The sequence below is a fragment of the Pseudoalteromonas sp. QJM3NY_22 genome (genome assembly GCF_056173065.1).
In genome coordinates this window covers 46,227-69,012 of record NZ_JBWBTZ010000002.1, presented here as the reverse complement: position 1 = coordinate 69,012, position 22,786 = coordinate 46,227, and the positions used below count along the sequence as shown (strand labels likewise).

Here is a 22,786-nt window from a genome sequence, read left to right as displayed (position 1 = left end):
GTGATTTTTTATAAACATTAATGCAAATTTGTTAACATTTAGTTTGGGAGCAGTTTGGTAAAATAGAAAATGTATATGTTAAAAAATAATTAAGGCTGAGTTTTAATTATTCAGCCTTTTATTAGGTTTTGTGGCCTATGGTAAGTAAGTTCAACACAGTTAGCGCTGAAAATAGCGGCTTTACCCAAAGCTCGGTATTATTTTTTAGCTCTATACACAACACCTGCTTTCATAACAAAAGGGATTTGCTCTAAAAGGGATATGTTTGTTAATGGATTGCCTTTAACGGCAATTATATCTGCGGCAAAGCCTGCTTTAATTTGTCCTAACTGATCATCCACTTTTAATAGTTTCGCGCTATTAATCGTTGATGCTTGGATTGCTTGCAGCTCTGTCATGCCAAACTCAACCATGCGGCTAAACTGTTTTGCATTATCTCCGTGCGGGTAAATTGCTGCATCAGTACCGAACACCATTTTCACACCCGCTTTTACAGCACGGCTAAAACTATCACGCTGCCTTTTAGACACTTGGCGCTCTTTATTTAGGTTTTCTTCGTCTACGCCGTTTTGCTCGCCATAAGTTAGCGTGTATTCGGTATTATAAATATCCATAGAAAGCCAAGTACCGTGCTTTTTGGCAAGCGCTATGGCCTCGTCATCTAAAAAGCTGGCGTGCTCTACGCTATCAACACCTGCTTTAATGGCTGTTTTAATCCCGCTTGTACCGTGTGCATGGGCTGCAACTGGTAAATCTCGCATATGTGCTTCATCAACAATGGCTTTCATTTCTTCAAAAGAATATTGCTGTGCACCTACTTTAGTCCCTTTTGAAAATACTCCACCTGTGGCGCAAAACTTAATAGCGTTTGCCCCGTATTTAATGTTTTCGCGTACTTTTATACGCGCAGCCCATGGACCGTCTGCGACGCCACTTGAAGTATATTTAAGCTCAGGAGGTAATCGGTTGTTATCACAGTGCCCGCCAGTAATTCCGAGTGATGGGCCTGCAGCCCAAATACGAGGGCCAACTATGTCACCCGCATTTATGCCGTCACGCACGGCTATAACGCTGTAACCTTCTGCGCCAACATTACGTACTGTTGTAAATCCAGCTTCTAAGGTTTTTTTGGCAAAATGAGCCGCTTTAATCGCCATTCTAGGAACTGACTGGCCTAAACGTTCACTGCGTGGAACCGTAGGATCGCTCGTTAAATGCACATGCATATCCATTAAACCTGGCATAAGGGTTAAATCAGGTAGTTGAATATGTTTATCATCTTTAGTAAGCGTTGGTTTTTTATTTTGTTCAATATTAGTGATCACGCCATCATCAATAGTAATTAAGGGGGATTTAATGAGCTTGCCATCTTCAACATCAACCATGGCTTTAGCTGATAGGTATGTAACTGCATAGGTATTAAAAGTGGTTAAGCAAAGTAAGGCAATAGAGGTGCTGAGTAGTTGTTTTTTCATTTTATTTTTCTTTTAAATCATATTTGAATTAATAGAAATGTAACAAGTTCAGATAAAAGTGCAAATTTAATACGATGAATGCAATCTATCGTAATTTCTTTATTAAGCACGGTTTAATGCGCATAATTAAAAAACGATATTAAAAAGGATTATCATGAAATCAATTAAATTAGCATTAGTTGCCAGCGGCGTTATGTTTGCTTTAAGTGGCTGTATGAATACTGGGTTTAGTACAAGCACTAATACCAGTGCGCAGCCAAACAGAGTTAACGCATCGGCAGGTATTGTTTCAGAGCTTTCGGCAGAGCAACAACTCGATGTACTTGTTGCACAGTATTACGATGAATCGCTCACATATAGCCCCATCAGAGCAACGTACAATGGTCGTAATGAGTTTAACGATCAATTTACGCCTGTGATTTCAAAAGAAAATAGAGCAAAGAAAGCGGCTTTTTATAAAAAATATCAACAGCGCTTAAACTTTATTGATAAAGCACAGTTAACAGGGCAGTCGCTTTTAAGTTTTGAAATATTAGAGCGCGACCTCGCTCTTAAATTAGAAGGTATGCAGTTCCCTGATTATTTACTACCAATTAACCAAATGGCGGGTGCGCATAACACCTTTGCAGGTTTTGGTTCAGGCCAAAGTGCTCAGCCGTTTAATACCGTTGAAGATTACACGGCTTTTATCTCGCGTAGCGAAGGTTTTGTAAAGTGGCTTGCCAGTGTAGAGCGCTCAATGGCGCAAGGCATTAAACTAGGTATTACGTTACCAAAACCACTTGCTGAAAAATTGCAGCCACAATTTGCAGCTCATGTAGTTAAAAATGCCGAAGATTCATTGTTTTGGGGACCAATTAAAAAATTACCAGAATCGTTTAGCGCACAGCAAAAGCAAAAAATTACAGCGCAGTATCGTCAATTGATTATGCAGCACTTAGTACCGGCTTATAAAAGCATGAGTGACTTTTTAGCTAATCAGTATATTCCTAATAGTCGAGAAAGCGTAGGTTACAGTGATTTACCAAACGGTAAGGCGTGGTACGAATACCAAATTAAGAAAAACACAACGCTTAGCTTATCTGCAGATGAAATTCATGACATTGGTTTAAGTGAAGTGTCGCGCATTTTAAGCGAAATGAAAAAAGTAAAAGAAACCGTAGGCTTTAAAGGTGAACTATCTGAATTTTTTGATCATTTACGTGATTCAGATGAATTTTACTACGACACGCCCGAGGAGTTAATTGCGGCATATGAAAACGTTAAGAAAAAAATAGACGCGCGTTTGCCTCTGCTTTTTAACATAGCACCCAAAGCCCCTTACGTTGTAAAAGCTGTTGAAGCATACAGAGCACAGTCGGCAGCAGGTGCATCATATGCATCTCCGGCACCTGATGGCTCTCGCCCTGGTATTTTTTATATCAATGCTTATAACTTAAAAGCGCAGCCTAAATTTTTACTCGAAACTTTATCGATTCACGAAGCAGCCCCAGGTCATCACTTTCAAATAGCACTTCAGCAAGAAATAGAGGGCTTACCTGATTTTCGTAAATTTGGTGGTTACACTGTGTTTGCAGAAGGTTGGGCGCTTTACGCAGAAAGCTTAGGTAAAGAGCTAGGCTTATTTACCGACCCTTATATGTGGTACGGGCGTTTATCGGATGAGCAATTACGTGCAATGCGTTTAGTGCTTGATACCGGTTTTCATGCAAAAGGATGGACGCGTCAGCAGGGAATAGATTACATGCTTACAAATTCGTCTATGGCAAAGAGCGATGTAATTGCAGAGGTTGAGCGATATATTGCATGGCCAGGACAAGCGCTTTCTTACAAGTTAGGGCAATTTAAAATTCAAGAATTACGTGATTTTTCTAAAAAACAACTCGGCAATAAACTTGATATTAAAGCGTTCCACACGCAAATATTAATTGATGGCGCATTGCCAATGCCAATATTAGAGGAAAAAATTAAGCGTTGGGTTAAATCTCAAAGCTAATTTGTAGCGCAAAGCCTGTACTTTGAAAGGGTATTGACTTTGCGCCATTTACAGCAATACGTTAGAATGCGCGCTCTTTAGGGGGCACGAGTAAACTATGTTTGATCAACAATTAGCAAATACACAATTTTGGCTTAAAAAAAGCTTAAGCGACATGAGTCAAAACGAATGGGAAGCCATTTGTGATGGATGCGGAAAATGTTGTTTAAATACGTTTATTGATAGCGAAGATGAAGACGAATTTACCGCCACCGATCAGTTACGCGAAGGTGAGCAATTAATATTTACTAATATTGTATGTCAGTATCTTGATAACAACACCTGTGGTTGTAGCGAGTACGAAAACCGCCAAACGCTTGTTCCTTCTTGTGTAAAACTCACAAAAGAAAACCTTAAAGACATCTTTTTTATGCCACAAAGCTGCAGTTACCGTCGTTTACACGAAGGTCGTGGTTTGGCTTCTTGGCACCCGTTATTAAATAATGGCGATAAAACGAGTATGCATGAGTTAGGTATTTCTGTAAAAGACAAAACAGTTAAAGATTGTGATGTTAAGCTCGATGACTTTGATTTGTACATTGCAGAATGGCCAACAAAGGACGTAGATTAATGAGTAAGCAACAAGCCGTAATTGGTTTAATCAATCCTAAAAGCCCGACTAATGTTGGCGGTGTATTGCGTGCAGCAGGTTGTTACGATGCTAAACAAGTTTTTTTTACAGGCAATCGTTACTTAAATGCTAAAAAATTTCATACAGATACAAAAAATGTGGTTGAACGTATCCCTTTAACTGAAACCGACAGTTTAGAGACGGTAAAACCAGAGGGCGCTACCGTTGTTGTTATTGAGCTTATTGAAGGTGCAACACCTTTACCTGAGTTTAAACACCCTGAAAATGCATTTTATGTATTTGGCCCCGAAGATGGCTCTGTATCAAAAGACGTTCTAAAGTGGTGTGATGAAGTTGTGTATATTCCAACTATTGGCTGTATGAACCTAGCGGCTACTTGTAATGTGGTTTTGTACGACCGCTTAGCTAAATTAGGTGGTGTTGAGAGCAGCGATACAACAATTATAAGCTCACGTGATACCAACAATAAAATGAAATGGGTGAAATCTTAGTTCATCTTTTTTCTTATGTAAATAATTATAAGTTATTGAATTTAATGATTTATTAAGCTTTCCGCATCTAAATAGGTTGGTGTTTATTTTGCCTATTTAAAAATGATAACCCTAATTCAGTATGCCGTAGTTAATATATTTGTGCTTAAAAGATTTGGACATAGAGTAAACGAATTACACTTGCTTGCTCTCACTTGCGTAGAAGTTGGCTTCGATGATTTAAGTAAGCTGGTAAGTATTAAGTAAAGTCGTGTTTAACATTATTAACTTTTTAATTAGGCTAATTAAAGAGAATATAAATACACAAGGCTAAATTTTCTCCTACACTTATTGCTATTAATACTATTTTTTTAATAGGTATGCCATGCGATTTTTGTTTATTCTCCTTTTGATCTTTACTGCGGAGACGGCTGCTGAAATACCGATTACTTATCAAAGTAGCGGTAATAATATTATGCTGCACGGTGAACCTTATAAATCAGGGACGCTCTATAAAGCAAATAACAGTAAACAAACGCTTCATATTGCGACATTAGATTGGCCCCCGTACATTGGTGATAAATTATGCAATAAAGGGTGGGTGTACCAATTTGCAGTTTCACTACTTAATAGTCAAGGTTATAGCGTCCATATTGAATTTTTACCTTGGGCACGAGCGGTAAGAAATGTTGAGTTAGGCAAAGCAGATATTTTAATGCCTGAATATTTTATTGAAGACACAGCACCTTCTGATTATGTATTAGGAAAAACTCGCAGCGACTTATTAGGTTTATCAAATTCATTTAAAGATGGCGAAATTGCGTTTCTAAAAAGAAAGCATGAGGCTGACCGCTTTTCTGGCAATTTGAAATCACTCAAAGGTCAACGGATTGGTGTGGTCCGTGGCTATCAAAATACGCCTGAGTTTGATGCAATGATGGACAATAATGAATTTCAAATGTAACTATTCACCATGGTAAATTATTTTCAAAGGATCTTTTTTAACTATTGACCGATCCCGCCAGTATGCCAAGCTAGGGCTATGACCTAATAGCCCTAGCTTCAATGAATTTAAACAGCATCAACATCGACGAAATCGTTGAGAAAACCAAAGCTCAATTACAAGAAGGTAAAACTCTCACGCCTGCGCTGAAGATGTCTATTGAACTCATTCTGGTTGTCGTTGTTATGTTAGCAAGTAAATTAGGACTTAACAGTAACAATAGCAGTATCCCGCCATCAAAAGACATCAACCGAAAAAAACAAAACAAAGAGAAATCAGCCAAGTCAGCGGGTGGTCAAAAAGGCCGTGCAGGTAAAACACTAACCCAAACACAGACGCCTGATGAGATCAAAATCATCCTAGTTGAACGTGATTTTTTACCGAAAGGTCACTACCGTGAAATTGGCTTTCAAAAACGACAGGTTGTCGATATAGATATCAGGAAAGTGGTCACTGAATACCAAGCACAAATTCTGGAAAATGAGCAAGGTAAGCGTTTTATTGGTGAATTTCCAGAAGACGTTAACAGTCCTATTCAATATGGGGTTGGTGTAAAAGCCCATGCAGTTTACCTATCCCAATATCAATTACTCCCTTACAACCGCATTGAAGAATATTTTTGTGATCAACTCGGTATTCCAATCAGTGCGGGTAGTTTATTTAACTTTAATGAACAAGCAGCGGCCTTGGTAAAGTCCTCCGGCGCAGAAGCCGCGCTCAAGAAAGCCCTGAAAACGACTTATCAAGCCTTACACGTTGATGAAACGGGGATTAATATAGGTGGTAAACGACGATGGCTTCATGGTGCATCAACGACGTGGTGGACGTATTTTTACCCGCATGAGAAAAGAGGGAAAATAGCGATGGATGACGCCGATATTTTACCTCACTTTACTGGGGTACTATGCCACGACCACTGGAAACCGTATTATCAATATACACAGTGCCAACATGCCTTGTGTAATGCACATCATATCCGAGAGTTAGAAAGGGCATGGGAGCAAGACGGTATGCAATGGGCAAAGGATTTGCAAACCCTACTGACTGAAATCAATAAACATCAAATAGATAACCCCGAGCTAGATGCAGACACAAAAGCTCACTATATAGAGAAATATCAACAAATATTGGCTCAAGGTGACATTAAATGCCCTCCACCGGATAGAAACAGCCGAGTAAAAGGCCAGCGAGGCAGATTGAAACGAACAAAGTCTAGAGCGTTGTTAGAGCGGTTAAGAGATTATCAAGATGATGTCTTACGGTTCATGACGGAAACAGCGGTGCCTTTTAGCAACAACCAAGGTGAGAATGATATTAGGATGACCAAGGTTCATCAAAAGATATCTGGGTGCTTCAGAAGCATGCAAGGTGCAGAGATGTTTTGTTTAATCAGAAGCTACCTCTCGACTTGCAGAAAACAGCATGTATCAGCAAGCCTAGCCCTTGAATTACTCTTCAAAAATCAGTTACCTGATATATTTATTGAAAATGTGGCTGAATAGTTACTTTCAAATAATGCATTCAGTTGATGACTTACAGCTTGTTCAGCTATTAGTGGCGAAAAGAGTTGATTTAATTATTGGCGATCCGACAGTGTTAAAGTTTTCAGTTCAATACTCATCGTTAAGTCATTCACAAAAACAATTTTTATTAAATTCAATCGAAGAAGAAAGTATTCCACTACAAAATAACCCTCTGTATTTTGCAATAAGTAAATTGAGTCATAATTGGCTTGGTGTTTTGAAGGATATTAATAAGGGATTATATAAATTTAATAATAGCGGCGAAACTCAACGTTTAATTGATAGCCTTAATTCTGAGTGTGGATACTAGTTAACCTGAACTCTGATAAATCTATCTCGAGCAGCTATTTTCAGCGCTAAATGCGTTGGGTTACTGCAATAGGTCAGCTATTGACGCGTAAATTCGCCTTGTTTCCACTGAAAATCTCCGGTTAGAGAAAATAAATTTATTCATGATTCAATACGTTAGTAAATCTCTTAACCAGAGTTTAGGTTAGTAACAATAGATGCTGTAGTGGAACGTTCCTATTAGGTGGCGTATTATTTACAAATAAACATGTAAAATCGTTTTTAATTTGTTAATGGAGTGAAAACGACGTGAGTGAAATAAATACAAAACAATCATTTTCGGTCAACGAACAGCAAAAGAAAAATTATCTGTTTCCGCTGACTGCAATGACAACCCTATTTTTTTTATGGGGTTTTATAACGGTATTAAATGATGTACTAATACCCCGCTTAAAGAGCGTATTTGATTTAAGCTACTTTGAAGCAATGCTTGTGCAATTTTGCTTTTTTGGTGCTTATTTTATTGTATCGTTACCCGCTGGAATTTTAGTTAAACAACTAGGCTATAAAAAAGGTATTTTAACAGGCTTAGTTGTGGCATCGATTGGGTGCATGTTATTTTATCCTGCTGTGGTTGTGCATGAATATTGGCTTTTTTTAAGTGCGCTATTTGTCCTTGCTTCAGGTATTACAGTTTTACAGGTATCTGCAAACCCTTATGTGGCCGCTCTTGGTCCTGAAAAAACAGCATCGTCGCGCTTAAACTTAGCACAAGCACTTAATGCATTAGGTACCACCGTTGGTCCTTATGTTGGTGGGTTATTGTTTTTTGGCGCTGCAGGTAGCCTTGCTGTTTCAGCAGGTTCTGCAGAATCAGTGAAAATTCCTTATTTACTGCTAGCAGCAGCTCTGTTGTCAATTGCTATTATTTTTGCCTTTATTAAATTACCAGAAATAGAAGCGCATAAAGACAATAACGATCAACAAACTCAAACTCGCTCATTAACTCAAGCGCCTCATTTAACAATGGGTGTGTTAGCTATATTTTGTTATGTAGGAGGAGAGGTTGCTATAGGAAGCTTCTTAGTTAATTACTTTGGCGAGGCACATATTGCAGGTCTTGAAGAACACTCAGCAGCTAAACTCATTAGTTATTACTGGGGAGGTGCTATGGTCGGCCGCTTTATTGGTTCTGCACTTTTACAAAAAATTGCACCATCTAAAGCTATTGCTTTTAATGCATGCAGTGTCATTGTTTTATTATTGATAACAATATTTAGCGACGGCGACGTTGCATTATATTCAGTATTAGCAGTTGGTTTATTTAATTCTATTATGTTTCCAACCATCTTTTCTGTTGCAATAGAACGATTAGGCTCATTAACGAGTAAAGGATCTGGTTGGTTGTGTCTTGCAATTGTCGGTGGCGCGTTGATCCCTCTGATACAAGGGTACTTTGCTGACACGGTTAATATACAAACTAGTTTCTTTGTCCCAATGTTGTGTTATGTATTTATTGCTTGGTACGGTTTGAACGTAGTTAAACTAGCGAAAAAATGGTGATTGAGCCGTTGTACTTAATCTTTTTAATTTCATAAGTTTAAGCTTTATCATATTTGGTTTAAATAATACCAATCTGCTTAGATATGAGGTAATTTAATTTGTTAAGTTGTCCAAATACCTATACAGATTGGTACAAGTAAACTAGCTCAGCTTGTTGCCTTTATAAAAGGCGATTGAAGATTTTGTTAGGGCTTACTAACTTTTACAATTCGAAAGTTGCTCTAACAAGTAAATTTAATTACCGCGCTGCTTTACACTGTATTCTCGGTTATTTACGGGAAATAACGACACCACATAGGTCTGCCTGAAAATAAGCCGACCATAATAAATACTCCTCGGTAATGATTAAGCCTTATTTAGTTAACGTACATTCTTCCCTTAATGCACAATGTTTTTAGTGATTGAATACGTATTCAATTACTAATCAAACCGTTACTTTGTGGAACGTTCCAATTTTATGTTTAACTCATCACACAGAAAATCCACGTTCTGTCAGTTAGTCCTTTACTCTTATTTTTAATGAAATCGCAGCTTACAGGGGTTATTAAGTAAGAAAACTTTCTAAATTTTGCTAAAATTAACTGGCTAACGAATATAAGAATAATGCATTTATGTCCGCTAAGCCTGAACTTTATAGCAAGGTGACTATTGCAGCGTTATGCACTTAAGCTTTCGTATTTTAGCCGTATTCGATTAATTACATGTATGTGAATAAATTTAGTCAGTTATTTTTACTAAATGATGAAGCGGTTTTATTTTTGATAGGCTATACGTATAAATAAGTTGAAGAAAAATTAAAAGTGGCTTTCGCTTTACTTTATACCAGTATGATGACGAGTGAAAACCCTCCTTGTCAACGTATTCTTATTGAAATACAAGGCATTTAACAACTCCCATAAAGTATTAAAGCAATAAAATAATGGTGAATAAAATTTCTAACAAACAAAGCTGGCTAAACTTAATTAACATTGACAGTGTTTATAGTTCTGACAAACAACGTCAAGCGTTTTCTTTATTCACTATGATTGCTATATCTATTGTTGTTATTAGCATTCTAATTTTTTTGAATTATGATGTTTACTCACCAATATTAACAAGTGCATTAATTGCAGTTAATGTAACCATTATTTGTAGTATGTTTTACTTTATAAAAACTGGGAAATTAGAAACTGTCGCATTAATTTGTATGAGTATTGTTTTTATATTGTGTATTGTCCTTACTTATACTGGAGGAAAGGAAAATACTGCATTGTATTGGCTCATGTTTTACCCTGTTGTTACCTTTTCTTCTTTAGGTGTAAGACTGGGCACATGGCTAGGTTTAACTTTATTACTGTGTTGTATCGCCATTTTATATGGTCCAAATTTCGGTCAAGTTGTGTATGGTGATATTGAAAAAACACGATTTATAGCATCGTTTACCTTAGTGTACATATTCTCATTTATTGGTGAATTTTTTAGGTATCGAAGTCATATGGCAATTGCTGATATTACACTGGAACAAAAACAAGATGCTTATATCGATCAACTTACAGGGATTGCTAATAGACGCTTTATTACTTCTCATTTTTTAAAGCTTGTTGATAGTTGACCGAATGAATACCTTCCATTTTCATTATTATTACTGGATTTAGATCATTTTAAACGACTTAACGATACGTACGTCCATGATTTTGGTGATATTGTGTTAATTGAATTTACCAAAATACTCGAATCACAATTTCCTACATCAGCAGTAAAAGCACGGTACGGCGGTGAAGAGTTTGTTGTTATTTTACCAAAAGAAACAAGTGCGAATGCTGTTGATATTGCTAACAGCTTTCGTGAACACGTAGCAGCACAAGTGTTATTAGCTGAAGATAAACTACAAATATTACTTACCTGTAGTATTGGTGTGGTACAAGTTGATAAAGTAGGTGATTATAATAGCTTGTTAAAACAAGCTGATGAGTATCTTTATAAGGCCAAAGCGCTTGGTCGTAACAAGGTTGTTTCTACATAAGATTAAGGATCAATATGAACCAATGTAAACTTATTTATATCCATGACCCAATGTGCAGCTGGTGTTGGGGCTACACACCCACCTGGCTTAAATTAAAAGCTGAGCTTGGAAATAAACTGACGGTTGAATATAAAGTAGGTGGTTTAGCCCCTGATAGCCAAACTGCAATGACGCAAAATATGAAAGACCGGCTTGAAAGTATATGGCATAAAATAGAGAACGAATTAGGCACACAATTTAATTTCGATTTTTGGAAGAAAAACCAACCAAGACGTTCAACATACCCAGCATGTAGAGCTGCATTAATTGCACGAAAAAAAAATAAAGAAAGTGAAATGATTGAAGCAATTCAACATGCTTATTATTTAAATGCACAAAACCCGTCAGATGATAGTGTTTTAATTTGTTTAGCTGAACAAATAGGTTTAAATAAAAATGAATTTACCGTCGCTTTACTATCGGATGAAGTTAATTATGAACTCAAAGTTGAATTACAATATACACGGAGTTTACCTATTCATGGATTCCCATCTTTAGTATTTCTTCGTGGGGATAAGCTGTATTCAATTGAGATTAATTATAAAGACTGGCGCCACACGTATAATCAAATTATTAAACTGTTAGATTAATTTATCTCTTTATTGTGAGTGTTTGCTCAATAAATGCTCACTCCTTCCTTTTAAGTCTTAATTATTTCAACTGTCATAAAATAGACTTTTTTGCGCAACATCCCTGTCATGTTTTATCTATAAACTTCTGCTCATTGGAAATCTCAAGCCATAAACTATTTGTCTAACAAAGTTTTTGGCCTTGAAAAATAAACTAGCAAATCTGCTAATTAACGAGTGAAGGTGTATGCGATGAAAGGCGTTAAACCATTAATCTTAGCTGGTATTGTGGCCGCAAGTGCAGCAGTACAGGCAAACGATTTAAATAAGGTTATTGATAAAAGCAGTGAAATTAATATATCCGCTGCGCAATCACAAACAAAAATAGACAAGATTGCAGATTCAATGCAGGGACGTTTACAGCAATTTAAAACCCTAAATAAAGAAATTGACGGCTTAGCTGTTTACAACTCTCAGCTAACTAAGCAATTAAATAATCAAATCGAAGAAATGGAATCATTGAATTTATCAATGGATCAGGTTTCGATTATTGAACGTCAAATAACACCTTTAATGATGCGCATGATCACTGGTCTTGAACAATTTATATCACTCGATGTGCCATTTTTACAAGATGAACGTGCAAAACGTTTAACGTCTTTAAAAACGATGATGGATCGTGCTGATATTACTTCCAGCGAAAAGTTTCGTCGTGTTCTCGAAGCGTACCAAGTAGAAGTTGATTACGGCCGTACAATTGAAGCGTACACCGCTTTGTTAGAAGTTAGTGGCAAAGAACGTGAAGTTGATTTCTTACGCATAGGCCGTTTAGAGCTTATTTACTTAACACGTGATGGCAAACAAGCAGGTAGCTGGAATATAGAAACGAAATCGTTTGCAGCACTGCCTGATTCGACAATAAGTCAAATTAACAAAGGTTTGCGCATAGCGCGTAAACAACTTGCCCCAGATATGCTAACTCTGCCAGTACATGCAGCAGAATAAGAGGTTGAAAATGAAATTGTTTACTCAAATGACAAAAATGGCTTTATTCGTTGCAAGCCTTAGCTTTACCGGTTCGAGTTTAGCCGCTGAGCCAATGAACCTTGATTCATTACTTAAAACGTTAGAAGAGGGTAAATCAGCCCAAAGCGTACAAAACCAACAACGAGAGCAAGCGTTTGCAACGCGTCAAAATGAACAAGTGCAAATGTTAAAAAACACACAAGCAAAACGTAATCAAATGCTTGTTGAGTCAGAGCGATTGGAAACGCAGTTTGAAGAAAATGAAGTTAAATTAGCCAATTTAACGGATGCCTTATCAAAGCGTATGGGCTCACTTAAAGAACTATTTGGTGTATTACAGCAGGTTGCTGGTGATTCGAGTAATAAATTTGCGACATCTGTCGTATCGGCGCAAATCCCTGGTCGCAGCGCATTTATGGATGAATTAGCACAAAAAATGGGGTCAACGTCTAAACTTGCATCAATCGAAGATATTGAAAAAGTATGGTACGAATTACAACGTGAAATGACTGAGCAGGGCAAAGTAAGTCGCTTTAATACCACCGTCATAGTCGAAGGTGGTAACAAGGCAGAGCAAGAAGTACTTCGTGTTGGTGCATTTAATTTAATCTCAAATGGTAAATACTTAGAGTACAATCCAGGTACAAACACGTTAAGTGAACTTACTCGTCAGCCTGTTTCACGTTTTACCGCAACAGCGAGTGATCTACAAAATGCTAAAAGTGGTGCAGTTCAGTTTGCACTTGACCCGACAGGCGGTTCAATTTTAGGTTTATTAGTACAAGCCCCAGATACTGCCGAGCAAGTACACCAAGGTGGTGCGGTTGGTTATGTTATTTTAGGTGTAGGTTTACTTGCACTGTTGATTGCGATAGAACGCTTTGTATCTTTACTACTTGTTGGTGGCAAAATTCGTCGTCAGCTAAAAGATAATGTAGCGCGAGATGACAATCCACTGGGTCGTGTTATGAAAGTAAAAGACGACTATCCAAATGTGGCCTACGACACGCTTGAACTAAAATTAAGCGAAGCTATTCTACGTGAAATGCCAAAAATAACACGTAACCTTACTCTCATTAAAATCATCTCTGTTGTTGCACCGTTATTGGGTTTATTAGGTACGGTAACCGGTATGATTAATACTTTCCAAGCAATTACTTTATTTGGCACAGGCGACCCAAAACTCATGGCGGGTGGTATTTCACAAGCACTAGTAACAACGGTTCTGGGTTTAGTTGTCGCGATTCCTACTGTGTTCATATATACGCTGCTTAATACACGTTCAAAAGGGTTACTGCTTATTTTACAAGAGCAGAGCGCAGGTATTATCGCAGAGCGAAGCGAGAAGGGAGCATAAACCATGGTGCTATTGATTGATTCAATCAATGCTATCCGTGATTTTCTCGACACCGGTGGCCAAGTTTTGTTGGTCATCGGGGTGTTAATCTTCGCGATGTGGTTATTGATACTCGAGCGATTTATTTACTTTTTCAATGGTTTTCGCAGTTATAAAAAAGGTGTTAAAAGCACATGGACTATTCGTGATGAGCGTAATAGCTGGAATGCTGAACAAATACGTCAAGCTATGATCTCGCGAGCAAGTATGCGCCTTAATACCAATTTGCCTTTAATTAATGTGATGGTGGCGTTATGCCCGCTACTCGGTTTATTAGGAACGGTAACCGGAATGATAGAAGTATTTGATGTTATGGCAATTACAGGTACCGGTAGTGCTCGTTCAATGGCGTCAGGTGTATCTAAAGCAACTATTCCAACAATGGCAGGTATGGTAGGTGCGTTATCAGGAGTGTTTGCCTCAACGTACTTACAACGTAAAGCTAAGCGCGAAGTAGAGCTTCTTGAAGACAGCATGGTGTTAGACCATTAAATAAATTTTGATAAGCGCCTTACAAGTTCGCTTATCCTAGGAGAATAAAAAATGAGAGCCCCTTTAGGTAATTTAATGCAAGAAGATGAAGCAGAAGAAATAAACATGACACCTATGTTAGATGTTGTTTTTATAATGCTTATTTTCTTTATTGTGACAGCATCGTTTGTCAAAGAAGCTGGTATTGATGTAAATCGTCCAGAAGCTGCAACAGCTGTAAAAAAGGAACGTGCAAACATACTAGTGGCTATTTCAGACAAAGGTGAGATTTGGATCAATAAACGTCAAATTGATATACGAGCTGTTCAAGCAAACATTGAGCGTTTAAAAGCTGAAAATCCTCAAGGCAGTGTTGTAATTCAGGCAGACAAAAAATCTACAACAGATACATTGATAAAGGTAATGGATGCAGCACGTGCCGCAGGTGTGTTTGATGTGTCGATTGCAGCTCAAGAAGCATAAGGGTTAGCAATGCGTTATTTAGTAGCATTAATTATAGCTGGTGTAGTGACTTTCATGCTTTTTTTAGGCATGCAAGCACTTATAACTGGCGGCGATGGAGCGATGAGTGAACCCGCTAAAGGGAACGTACTTGATTTTGTAAGGCTTAAAAAAGAAGAAAGCGTACAAAAAAAAGAACGTAAACCACAAAAGCCACCCACACCAAAAGAACCGCCTCCACCAATGGAGTCACCGCAAATGCAAAGTAGTGATGCTAATGCAAATGCTAACAACTTTGACTTTGGTGCCAATGTTGATGCGGATGTCAATTTATCAGGTGGCTTATCGCTGGACTCAAGTGATGGCGAATATTTACCGATAGTAAAAGTAGCTCCAGTTTACCCGCGCCGTGCATTGTCACGTGGTATTGAGGGTTACGTTATTGTTGAATTCACTGTAACTAAACAAGGTACTGTGCGTGAGCCCCATGTTTTAAAAGCAGAGCCTGAGTCACTATTTGATAAAGCTGCAATGGATGCAGCCCTTAAATTTAAATACAAACCGCGCGTAGTTAATGGCGAAGCTGTTGAAGTTGCGGGTGTTCAGAACAAAATTTCTTTCCAGATCAATGGTTAATTTAGCGATTAATTAAACCTACGAGTAAATGGTTCGAAAAGCGAGGCGACTATGAAATCAATGACAACATTACGACCTGTGGCAAAACTTTTAAAATTAACACTGTTTTGTACCGCAGCGATAAGTACAAGTATTATTACTCCTAGTGCACTGAGCATTTTACCTAGTGTAGATGTAGCTACAGCCAATGCGGCGCAAGAGCAAAAAACTAAACGTGTGCCAGCTTTACGTGAAAAAGTATACAGCCAGCTGGCACGTGCACAAAAGCTCGCTGATGATGGCGATGTTAAGGCAGGACTTGAAGCACTTGATAGCATAAATGAGCGCTCATCGAGTATGAATTCGTACGAAATTGCGATGATGCATAATTTTTATGGTTTCATATATTACAATGAAAATGACTTACCAAAAGCTATTGCAGCGTTTGAAAAAGTAGTTGCTGAGGAAGGTATTCCAGAATCACTGCGTGTGAGCACGACGTTCAGTTTAGCTCAATTGGCAATGGCTAATAGTGACTATGAAAAAGTGATTGCATTTTTAGACCAATGGGATGCTATTAATACTAAACCGATTACTGATGGTTATTATGTATTGAGAGCACAAACCTATTATCAGTTAAAAGATTTTAAGCAAGGCCTTAATTATATTACCCAAGCAATTACTTTAAGCGATAGTGAAGGTAAAACACCTAAAGAAAATTGGCTAGTCTTACAGCGTGCAATGTATTACTCGCTTAACCAAACAGATAAAGTGGTTGATGTATTGGAACGTATGGTAAAGCTTTACAACAAACCTGAATACTGGGTTCAGTTATCGGGTATGTATGGTGAATTAGGAAAAGAAAGGCAACAGCTTAGTGTTATTGAAGCCGCGTACCAGCAAGGTTTTTTAACCTCTAAATCTGATTTACGCCAATTGGCTCAGGTGTATTTATATAATGGCTTAGCGTATAAAGCCGCCACTGTTATGAGTAAAGCTATAGATGCTGGAATTGCAGAGCAAACTGCAAAAAATTATGCTTTTGTTGCTGAGGCGATGATCCAGGCAAAAGAAGATGAAAAATCAATCACGTATTTTGCTAAGGCGGCTGATTTATCGCCAAGTGGTAAGTACGACCAACGTTTAGCCGAAGTGTATGTAAATACTGAGCAGTTTGAAGAAGCCGCCGATGCTGCGCGTAAAGCGCTTGATAAAGGTGACCTTGATTTTGAATCAAACGCTTTTGTTGCTTTGGGAATGGCGCAGTACAATTTACAAAATTTTGATGCATCAATTTTAGCGTTTGAACAAGCCCAAAAGCATAAAAAGTCACAGCGTTTAGCACAGCAATGGATCAAATATGTCAAGCGTGAAAAAGTACATGCAGAAACACTCAGAACAGCGTTACTTTAATTTTTAACTAGCGTGATTATTTGGTAACAGGTATACACGTCAAGCTATTTCATAATCGCACTATGCAAACCGCCTTAAATTTATTTTTGGTGGTTTTTTTCTAATTAACCATTTGAAATTTATGAAAATAACTTTGTCATCTTATGTTTATTAAAGTGTAACGGCTCTGTCATACAGCTCCCGTAAGGTAATCGCAGCTAAGAACTCAAGTGACCTTAATGCATTAAAAAGTGCCTTAAGGTGACTTGAGTTTAATAAAGCGCTAACAAAATAATTAAATACTTTAACGGAGTGAACAATGAAATTATCTGACTTATTCAAGGTCAGCCTTGTGGCTACTGCAATTACATTAGCCGGCTGTGGCGGTGATATAAATCTAAATGTTGAAGAAACGGTTGAACAACCAAATTCATCTACAAATCCAACACCACCAACAGCTGAAGAGTTACCCGGTACATTTAGCCAAAGTTTATCAACTGAGGTATCTACTGCCTTAGGTCGTTCTGTTACTGTTCAGGTTCTTTCTGGTGTTATAACACAAGATACAACACTTTCAACTGATGCAATTTGGGCACTTGATGGCGCTGTTTTTGTTGGTAAAGATAAAGCAGAAAGTGCAACGCTTACTATTGAGCCAGGCGCTGTCGTCTTTGGTAATAATGGAGGCGATTACATTGTTGTTAGTCGCGACTCAAAAATTGAAGCGTCAGGAACTAAAAACGACCCAATTATCTTTACATCTAAGCAAGATGTTTTAGGTGAAACAACTGCTGCAGGTCAATGGGGCGGTATGGTGTTATTAGGCAATGGTATTTCAAATAAATGTCCTGCTGAAGGCGATTGTGCACTTCAAGTAGAAGGTGTTGAGTCTGGTGCTGTGTTTGGCGGTACTGATAACACTGATAGTTCAGGTACTCTTAAATACGTAGTTGTTAAAAATGCCGGTTTTGAGCTTTCTGTTGGTAATGAGTTAAACGGCATTACATTTGGTGCGGTAGGCTCTGGTACAACAGTTGATTACTTACAAGTTCATAATAATGCGGATGATGGCGTTGAATTTTTTGGTGGCGCGGTTAATTTAAAACACGTTGTTTTAACAAGTATCGATGATGATAGCATTGACTGGGATAATGGCTTCCAAGGAAAAATGCAGTTTGTTTACGTCGAGCAAGATAAAAACTCTACTGATGCAAACCGAGGAATTGAAGCTGATAACGACGGTAAAATCCCTTCTAAAGATCCAAAATCGTTGCCTATGATTTCTAATTTAACCATTGTTGGTAATAACTTTAATGGTGAAGACGATGCTGAAGGTATTTACTTACGTGAAGGCACCGGTTTACACCTATACAACTCAGTGATCACAGGCTCTGATGAAATGGGTGAGTGTTTAGAGCTTGAAGGTATTGCATTGGCTGATGATGGCACGGCTTTATTTTCTGATAGCGAAACAGTAAATAATGCTAACGATGGCACTATATTAATGCAAAACACTTTTATGTCTTGTACTAATGGTGAAAACTTTAAAGACCCTAAAGGTGCAGATGGTTCAGTACTTTTAGCGTTAGAAGGGTGGTTTACGGCGCAATCTGGTAACGTTATTAATGACAAACCTATGCTAGGTGTTAATGGTCAGCCTATTGCCGGCTCTCCTTTGTTAGGTGCTGGTCAGGATGTTGCTAATACCGTTGACGCATTTTTCGACACAGTTGATTTTGCGGGTGCATTGAATGATTCTGATGATTGGCGTGAAGGCTGGGCATTTGGTTATGGTGGCGGAATTGTTACCGCACCTGAAGCCGTTGCAGGTTGCCCTACAGGAACAACTTCAATTTCACCAGGTGATGGCACAACGACAACGTGTGAAATATCGGGTCGTATTACAGCTGATTTAACACTAACCGCTGGTAACCTTTATGCACTTGACGGCGCTGTATTCGTTGGGGGTGATAAAACAGACTCAGCTACTTTGACAATTGAACCTGGTGTTACCGTTTATGGTAGAAACGGTAAAGATTATTTAGTTGTTGGTCGTGATTCTAAAATAGAAGCTAACGGCACAAAAGATAAGCCTATTTCGTTTACATCTAGTCAAGATGTAGCTGGCGAAGCAACAGCTGCAGGACAATGGGGTGGTTTAGTGCTTCTTGGTAATGCCCCGTCTAATAAATGCCCAGATACTGGTGATTGTGCTCTTCAAGTAGAGGGCGTAGAAAGTGGAGCGGTATTTGGTGGTACAGAGACGACTGATAACTCAGGTACTTTGCGTTATGTTCGCGTAATGAATGGTGGCTACTTACTTTCACCGGGTAATGAAATAAACGGTATTACTTTTGGCGGTGTTGGCTCTGGTACAACCGTTGAATACTTACAGGTTCACCAAAATGCAGATGATGGAATAGAGTTTTTTGGTGGTAACGTTCAAGCAAAATACGTTGTGCTTACAAGTATTCAAGATGACAGTATTGACTGGGATAATGGATTCCAAGGTAAATTACAACATGTACTTGTAAAGCAAGCTGCGGATAATTCGGATGCAAACCGTGGTATTGAATCAGATAACGATGGTAAATCACCGTCAAAATTACCTAAATCAAATCCGACTATTGCTAACTTAACTATCATAGGTAATACCTTTGATGGTGAAGATGATAGTGAAGGTATGTATTTCCGTGAAGGCACAGGCGCTCAAATCTATAACACTATTGTTACCGGTCCAGTAGGGATGGGTGAGTGTTTAGAAATTGAAGGTATTGCAAAAGATGACTCTGGAACCCCATTATTTACTGAAAGCGAAACAGTGAATAATGCCAACGACGGAACTTTATTGATTAAGTCTTCAGTTATTGCTTGCTCAGAAAACTTTAAAGACCCAAGTGGCGTTACTTTTGATACGCAAAACTGGTGGACGACAACCTTAGGTAATCTAGTTGCAACAGGACAACCTGATGTTGTAAATGGTATTTTTACAATAGATACAACAGTTCCAACAGACGTAAAGGCAATCGATAGCTTCTTTGATACTACTGACCATATAGGTGCAGTTTCAAGTACTAATGATTGGACCGCTGGTTGGACTGTAGGTCTGGAATAACACAGTAAGAACAGGTGTTAAATTTGTTTAACACCTTTTTATAACTTTCTGTTTTATATCAGATAGAGGTAAACATGAAACAATTTTCCAAACATTTTAGTTTATCAGCTTTAAGTACCGCAATTTTATGTAGTCTAAGCATGTCAGTTAATGCTGCTGAAGTTGATGATGAAGCTGTACTCGAAGAAGTTGTGGTTAGTGCTAGTCGTTTAAAAGGCACTGCAACGGCTGTACTTGAAGAGCGTAAGCAACAAGCATTTGTTGCCGATATCATGGGAGCAGAGCAAATATCCCGTAGTGGTGACAGCGATGCTGCGGGCGCTTTGCGCCGTGTAACGGGTCTTACATTAGTTGACGGTAAGTTTATATATGTACGGGGTTTAGGCGAGCGCTATTCGAGTACGCAATTAAATAGTGCTGCTGTGCCAAGTCCTGATCCAACACGTTCAGTTATCCCTTTGGATTTATTTCCTGCAGGTATAATCGAGAGCTTATCAGTACAAAAATCTTATTCACCATCAATGCCTGCTTCATTTGGTGGTGGTAATGTAGATATAAGATTAAAAAGTATTCCGAATCAGTTTGTTTTTGATGTTACAGGTCAGTTAGGTTACAACAGCAACAATTTTGATGATGGCCTTGAATACAATGGCGGTTCTAATGATTGGTATGGTTTTGATGACGGCACACGTGAAATGCCCGATTCGATTAAAGCTATTTATAAATCAGGTCAATCAATTGATGATGTTACACCTGAGCAAAGTCGTGCATTGGCACTTGATTTAAATAGAGGTTATGACCCAACTGAAACAAGTTTAGACCCAAATACTAAATTTACTGTAACACTGGGTAATAGCTTTGAGTCAGGTGATTGGCGTTATGGGTTTTTATCTGCTGTAAGTTACGATAATAAATATTTTGTAGGTGAAGAATACCAAGGGCAAGATTTCCGTCTAGGGGAGTCTACTGCTGCGCTTACGCGAGGTTATGACAAAGTGACCTCTAGTGAGCATAACGTAAAGCTTTCTGGGATGTTTAATTTTGGTATTGAGTACGATAAGTCTCATCGTATTGATATTAGTTCGCTGATACTTCGTGATACTGAAGACAAAGTTAGAGACCGGTTAGGTATTGATGAGAACAACAATCAATCGGATAACAAACGCATTCGTTCTTACGATATTAGCTACGAAGAGCGTGAGTTAATTGTAAATCAGATCAAAGGCACGCATACGTTTGATTGGTTAAACTTTGCAGGCTTTGATTGGAAATACTCTAATGGTCGTTCAAATCGTTATGCACCAGGTAACTTAACAACGCGATTTATTGTTACTGATGAAAACGAAGATGGTAATTATGATGTTCAAAATGAAATCGCTTTAACTAATGCAACAACGGCAGCACGCTATACGTATCAAGATTTAAATGATGAAGTAGAGAATTACGGGTTTAACTTCACGTTCCCTATTATGCTTGATGGCGTTGATATTGAATTAAAATCAGGTGCTGATTTTATATCAAAAGAACGCTCAGCGTCTAATCGTCGTTTTGACATTAATACGCGTGCCTTTAGCGGTGTAGATTTAAATGGCAATAAATTAAACAGCATTTTATCTGACGATGTAATTGCTAATGCTCAGCTTAATTTACCTATTTTAAATGATACGACTGTTTCCGGTGATGATTATAGGTCGGCTCAAAAAACGGATGCTTATTATTTTGAAGCAGATTTTTTCTTTAATAATAAATGGCGTATAAGTGGTGGTATTCGTTGGGAAGACTTTAGGCAAGTGTCTGTCCCTTTAGATCCATTTACAGGGGGTCTTGACTCATCAATTGAGTACGACGAGCTTGCAGATTTAGCTTTTCAAGAAGATGATGTTTATGGTGCGTTAGCATTTACATATGTTTATGATGATGAAACCCAATATCGTTTAAGCTATGGTGAAACAGTTGTACGCCCTGATTTACGTGAGATTTCAGAATCAACATATATTGATCCACTTACAGAATATCCAGTAGGGGGAACACCGGGCCTGCGTACAACACAAATCAAAAACTATGATTTCCGATGGGAAAATTACTACGATACAGGTGAAAACTTTTCAGTAGGTTTATTTTATAAAGATATGACTGACCCTATTGAATCAGTGCAATCACCTTCTCAAGACGGTCCTCCATTAGTACGAATAGCGAATGCTGAGGAAGGTTATGTAGCAGGCATTGAATTTGATTACCTAAAAGATTTTACTTTTTTAGGTGGTATCGGCCAAGATATCTTTTTAAGTGGTAATGTTACATTAAGTGATTCTGAAATAAAGTTAGATCGACAAGCAATTGTGGATCAAACAGGGGTTTCAGCTGCTGTAACAAATACAAAGAGACGTTTAACCGGACACTCTAAATACGTGGTAAATATGCAGTTAGGCTACGATGCGCCAAGTGGAGAGCATGCGGCGACAATTATTTATAATGTATTTGGTGAACGTATCATTATACCGGGTATTGAAGGTCAAGAGGATTGGATGGAGCAGCCATTTCATTCTGTAGACTTAAACTATACTTACTTCCCTGATTTTAATTCGAGCATTAAGTTTAAAGTGTTGAATATTTTAGGCCAAGATCAAAAAATTGAAGCGGATGGAGTATTAACTCGTTCTAAGGAAAAAGGAACTGAGTTTTCGGTTGAGTATAAGTATCAATTTTAACGCATAGCTTTGCCCAAGGAAGGGAATTATAATAACCATAGT

16 protein-coding genes and 2 pseudogenes are annotated in these 22,786 nt (G+C 38.1%); 17 read left to right on the top strand and 1 reads right to left on the bottom strand.

The annotated features are described in order from the left end of the window. Window positions 1-197 precede the first annotated feature (197 nt). Complete coding sequence (locus tag AC0VZ4_RS20635; protein WP_475441993.1) at window positions 198-1,475, bottom strand: Xaa-Pro dipeptidase; 1,278 nt, start codon at window positions 1,473-1,475, stop codon at window positions 198-200. A 154-nt stretch (window positions 1,476-1,629) separates the two neighbouring features. On the opposite strand from AC0VZ4_RS20635, the gene AC0VZ4_RS20630 reads away from it, so the two are divergent. From AC0VZ4_RS20630 to AC0VZ4_RS20550, 17 genes and pseudogenes are all read left to right on the top strand, one after another. Continuing rightward, window positions 1,630-3,471 carry a DUF885 domain-containing protein gene (locus AC0VZ4_RS20630; RefSeq protein ID WP_475441992.1) on the top strand — a complete coding sequence of 614 codons (1,842 nt, stop codon included), beginning with the start codon at window positions 1,630-1,632 and terminating at the stop codon, window positions 3,469-3,471. 97 nt (window positions 3,472-3,568) lie between these two features. Continuing rightward, entirely contained in the window at window positions 3,569-4,081 is a 513-nt protein-coding gene (locus tag AC0VZ4_RS20625) for a YcgN family cysteine cluster protein (protein WP_096794619.1), read from the top strand. Beyond that, the gene (locus AC0VZ4_RS20620; protein ID WP_337121024.1) at window positions 4,081-4,593 is read left to right on the top strand and encodes an RNA methyltransferase; all 513 of its coding nucleotides are present in this window, start codon (window positions 4,081-4,083) and stop codon (window positions 4,591-4,593) included. Before AC0VZ4_RS20625 ends, AC0VZ4_RS20620 begins: the two co-directional genes overlap by 1 nt. Before the next feature lie 454 nt (window positions 4,594-5,047). Further along, window positions 5,048-5,533: pseudogene (locus AC0VZ4_RS20615) on the top strand (type 2 periplasmic-binding domain-containing protein); the annotation flags it as partial. A 104-nt stretch (window positions 5,534-5,637) separates the two neighbouring features. After that, on the top strand, window positions 5,638-7,077 hold the full coding sequence (gene tnpC, locus AC0VZ4_RS20610; RefSeq protein ID WP_475439674.1) for an IS66 family transposase: 1,440 nt from the start codon (window positions 5,638-5,640) through the stop codon (window positions 7,075-7,077). 13 nt (window positions 7,078-7,090) lie between these two features. Next, the gene (locus AC0VZ4_RS20605; RefSeq protein ID WP_475441991.1) at window positions 7,091-7,408 is read left to right on the top strand and encodes a hypothetical protein; all 318 of its coding nucleotides are present in this window, start codon (window positions 7,091-7,093) and stop codon (window positions 7,406-7,408) included. Between the two features lie 287 nt (window positions 7,409-7,695). After that, window positions 7,696-8,949 (top strand): sugar MFS transporter, encoded by a 1,254-nt coding sequence (locus AC0VZ4_RS20600; protein WP_475441990.1) that lies wholly within the window; start codon window positions 7,696-7,698, stop codon window positions 8,947-8,949. Between the two features lie 919 nt (window positions 8,950-9,868). Then, window positions 9,869-10,951: pseudogene (locus AC0VZ4_RS20595) on the top strand (GGDEF domain-containing protein). Between the two features lie 14 nt (window positions 10,952-10,965). Continuing rightward, the gene (locus AC0VZ4_RS20590; protein WP_475441989.1) at window positions 10,966-11,580 is read left to right on the top strand and encodes a DsbA family protein; all 615 of its coding nucleotides are present in this window, start codon (window positions 10,966-10,968) and stop codon (window positions 11,578-11,580) included. Window positions 11,581-11,811: 231 nt separating this feature from the next. After that, the gene (locus AC0VZ4_RS20585) at window positions 11,812-12,564 is read left to right on the top strand and encodes a DUF3450 domain-containing protein (protein ID WP_007377602.1); all 753 of its coding nucleotides are present in this window, start codon (window positions 11,812-11,814) and stop codon (window positions 12,562-12,564) included. 10 nt (window positions 12,565-12,574) lie between these two features. Beyond that, window positions 12,575-13,942, top strand: coding sequence for a MotA/TolQ/ExbB proton channel family protein (locus tag AC0VZ4_RS20580; protein ID WP_475441988.1), 1,368 nt, complete (start codon window positions 12,575-12,577; stop codon window positions 13,940-13,942). A 3-nt stretch (window positions 13,943-13,945) separates the two neighbouring features. Further along, window positions 13,946-14,473, top strand: coding sequence for a MotA/TolQ/ExbB proton channel family protein (locus AC0VZ4_RS20575; protein WP_007377600.1), 528 nt, complete (start codon window positions 13,946-13,948; stop codon window positions 14,471-14,473). 51 nt (window positions 14,474-14,524) lie between these two features. Beyond that, on the top strand, window positions 14,525-14,935 hold the full coding sequence (locus AC0VZ4_RS20570) for an ExbD/TolR family protein (RefSeq protein ID WP_007377599.1): 411 nt from the start codon (window positions 14,525-14,527) through the stop codon (window positions 14,933-14,935). A 9-nt stretch (window positions 14,936-14,944) separates the two neighbouring features. Continuing rightward, on the top strand, window positions 14,945-15,550 hold the full coding sequence (locus tag AC0VZ4_RS20565) for an energy transducer TonB (protein ID WP_457934748.1): 606 nt from the start codon (window positions 14,945-14,947) through the stop codon (window positions 15,548-15,550). Window positions 15,551-15,601: 51 nt separating this feature from the next. Beyond that, on the top strand, window positions 15,602-16,942 hold the full coding sequence (locus tag AC0VZ4_RS20560) for a tetratricopeptide repeat protein (RefSeq protein ID WP_306723939.1): 1,341 nt from the start codon (window positions 15,602-15,604) through the stop codon (window positions 16,940-16,942). A gap of 298 nt (window positions 16,943-17,240) precedes the next feature. Then, a complete protein-coding gene (locus AC0VZ4_RS20555; protein ID WP_475441987.1) occupies window positions 17,241-20,036 on the top strand; it encodes a hypothetical protein in 2,796 nt (931 codons plus the stop codon). A 74-nt stretch (window positions 20,037-20,110) separates the two neighbouring features. Further along, on the top strand, window positions 20,111-22,744 hold the full coding sequence (locus AC0VZ4_RS20550) for a TonB-dependent receptor domain-containing protein (RefSeq protein ID WP_475441986.1): 2,634 nt from the start codon (window positions 20,111-20,113) through the stop codon (window positions 22,742-22,744). Window positions 22,745-22,786: the final 42 nt, after the last annotated feature.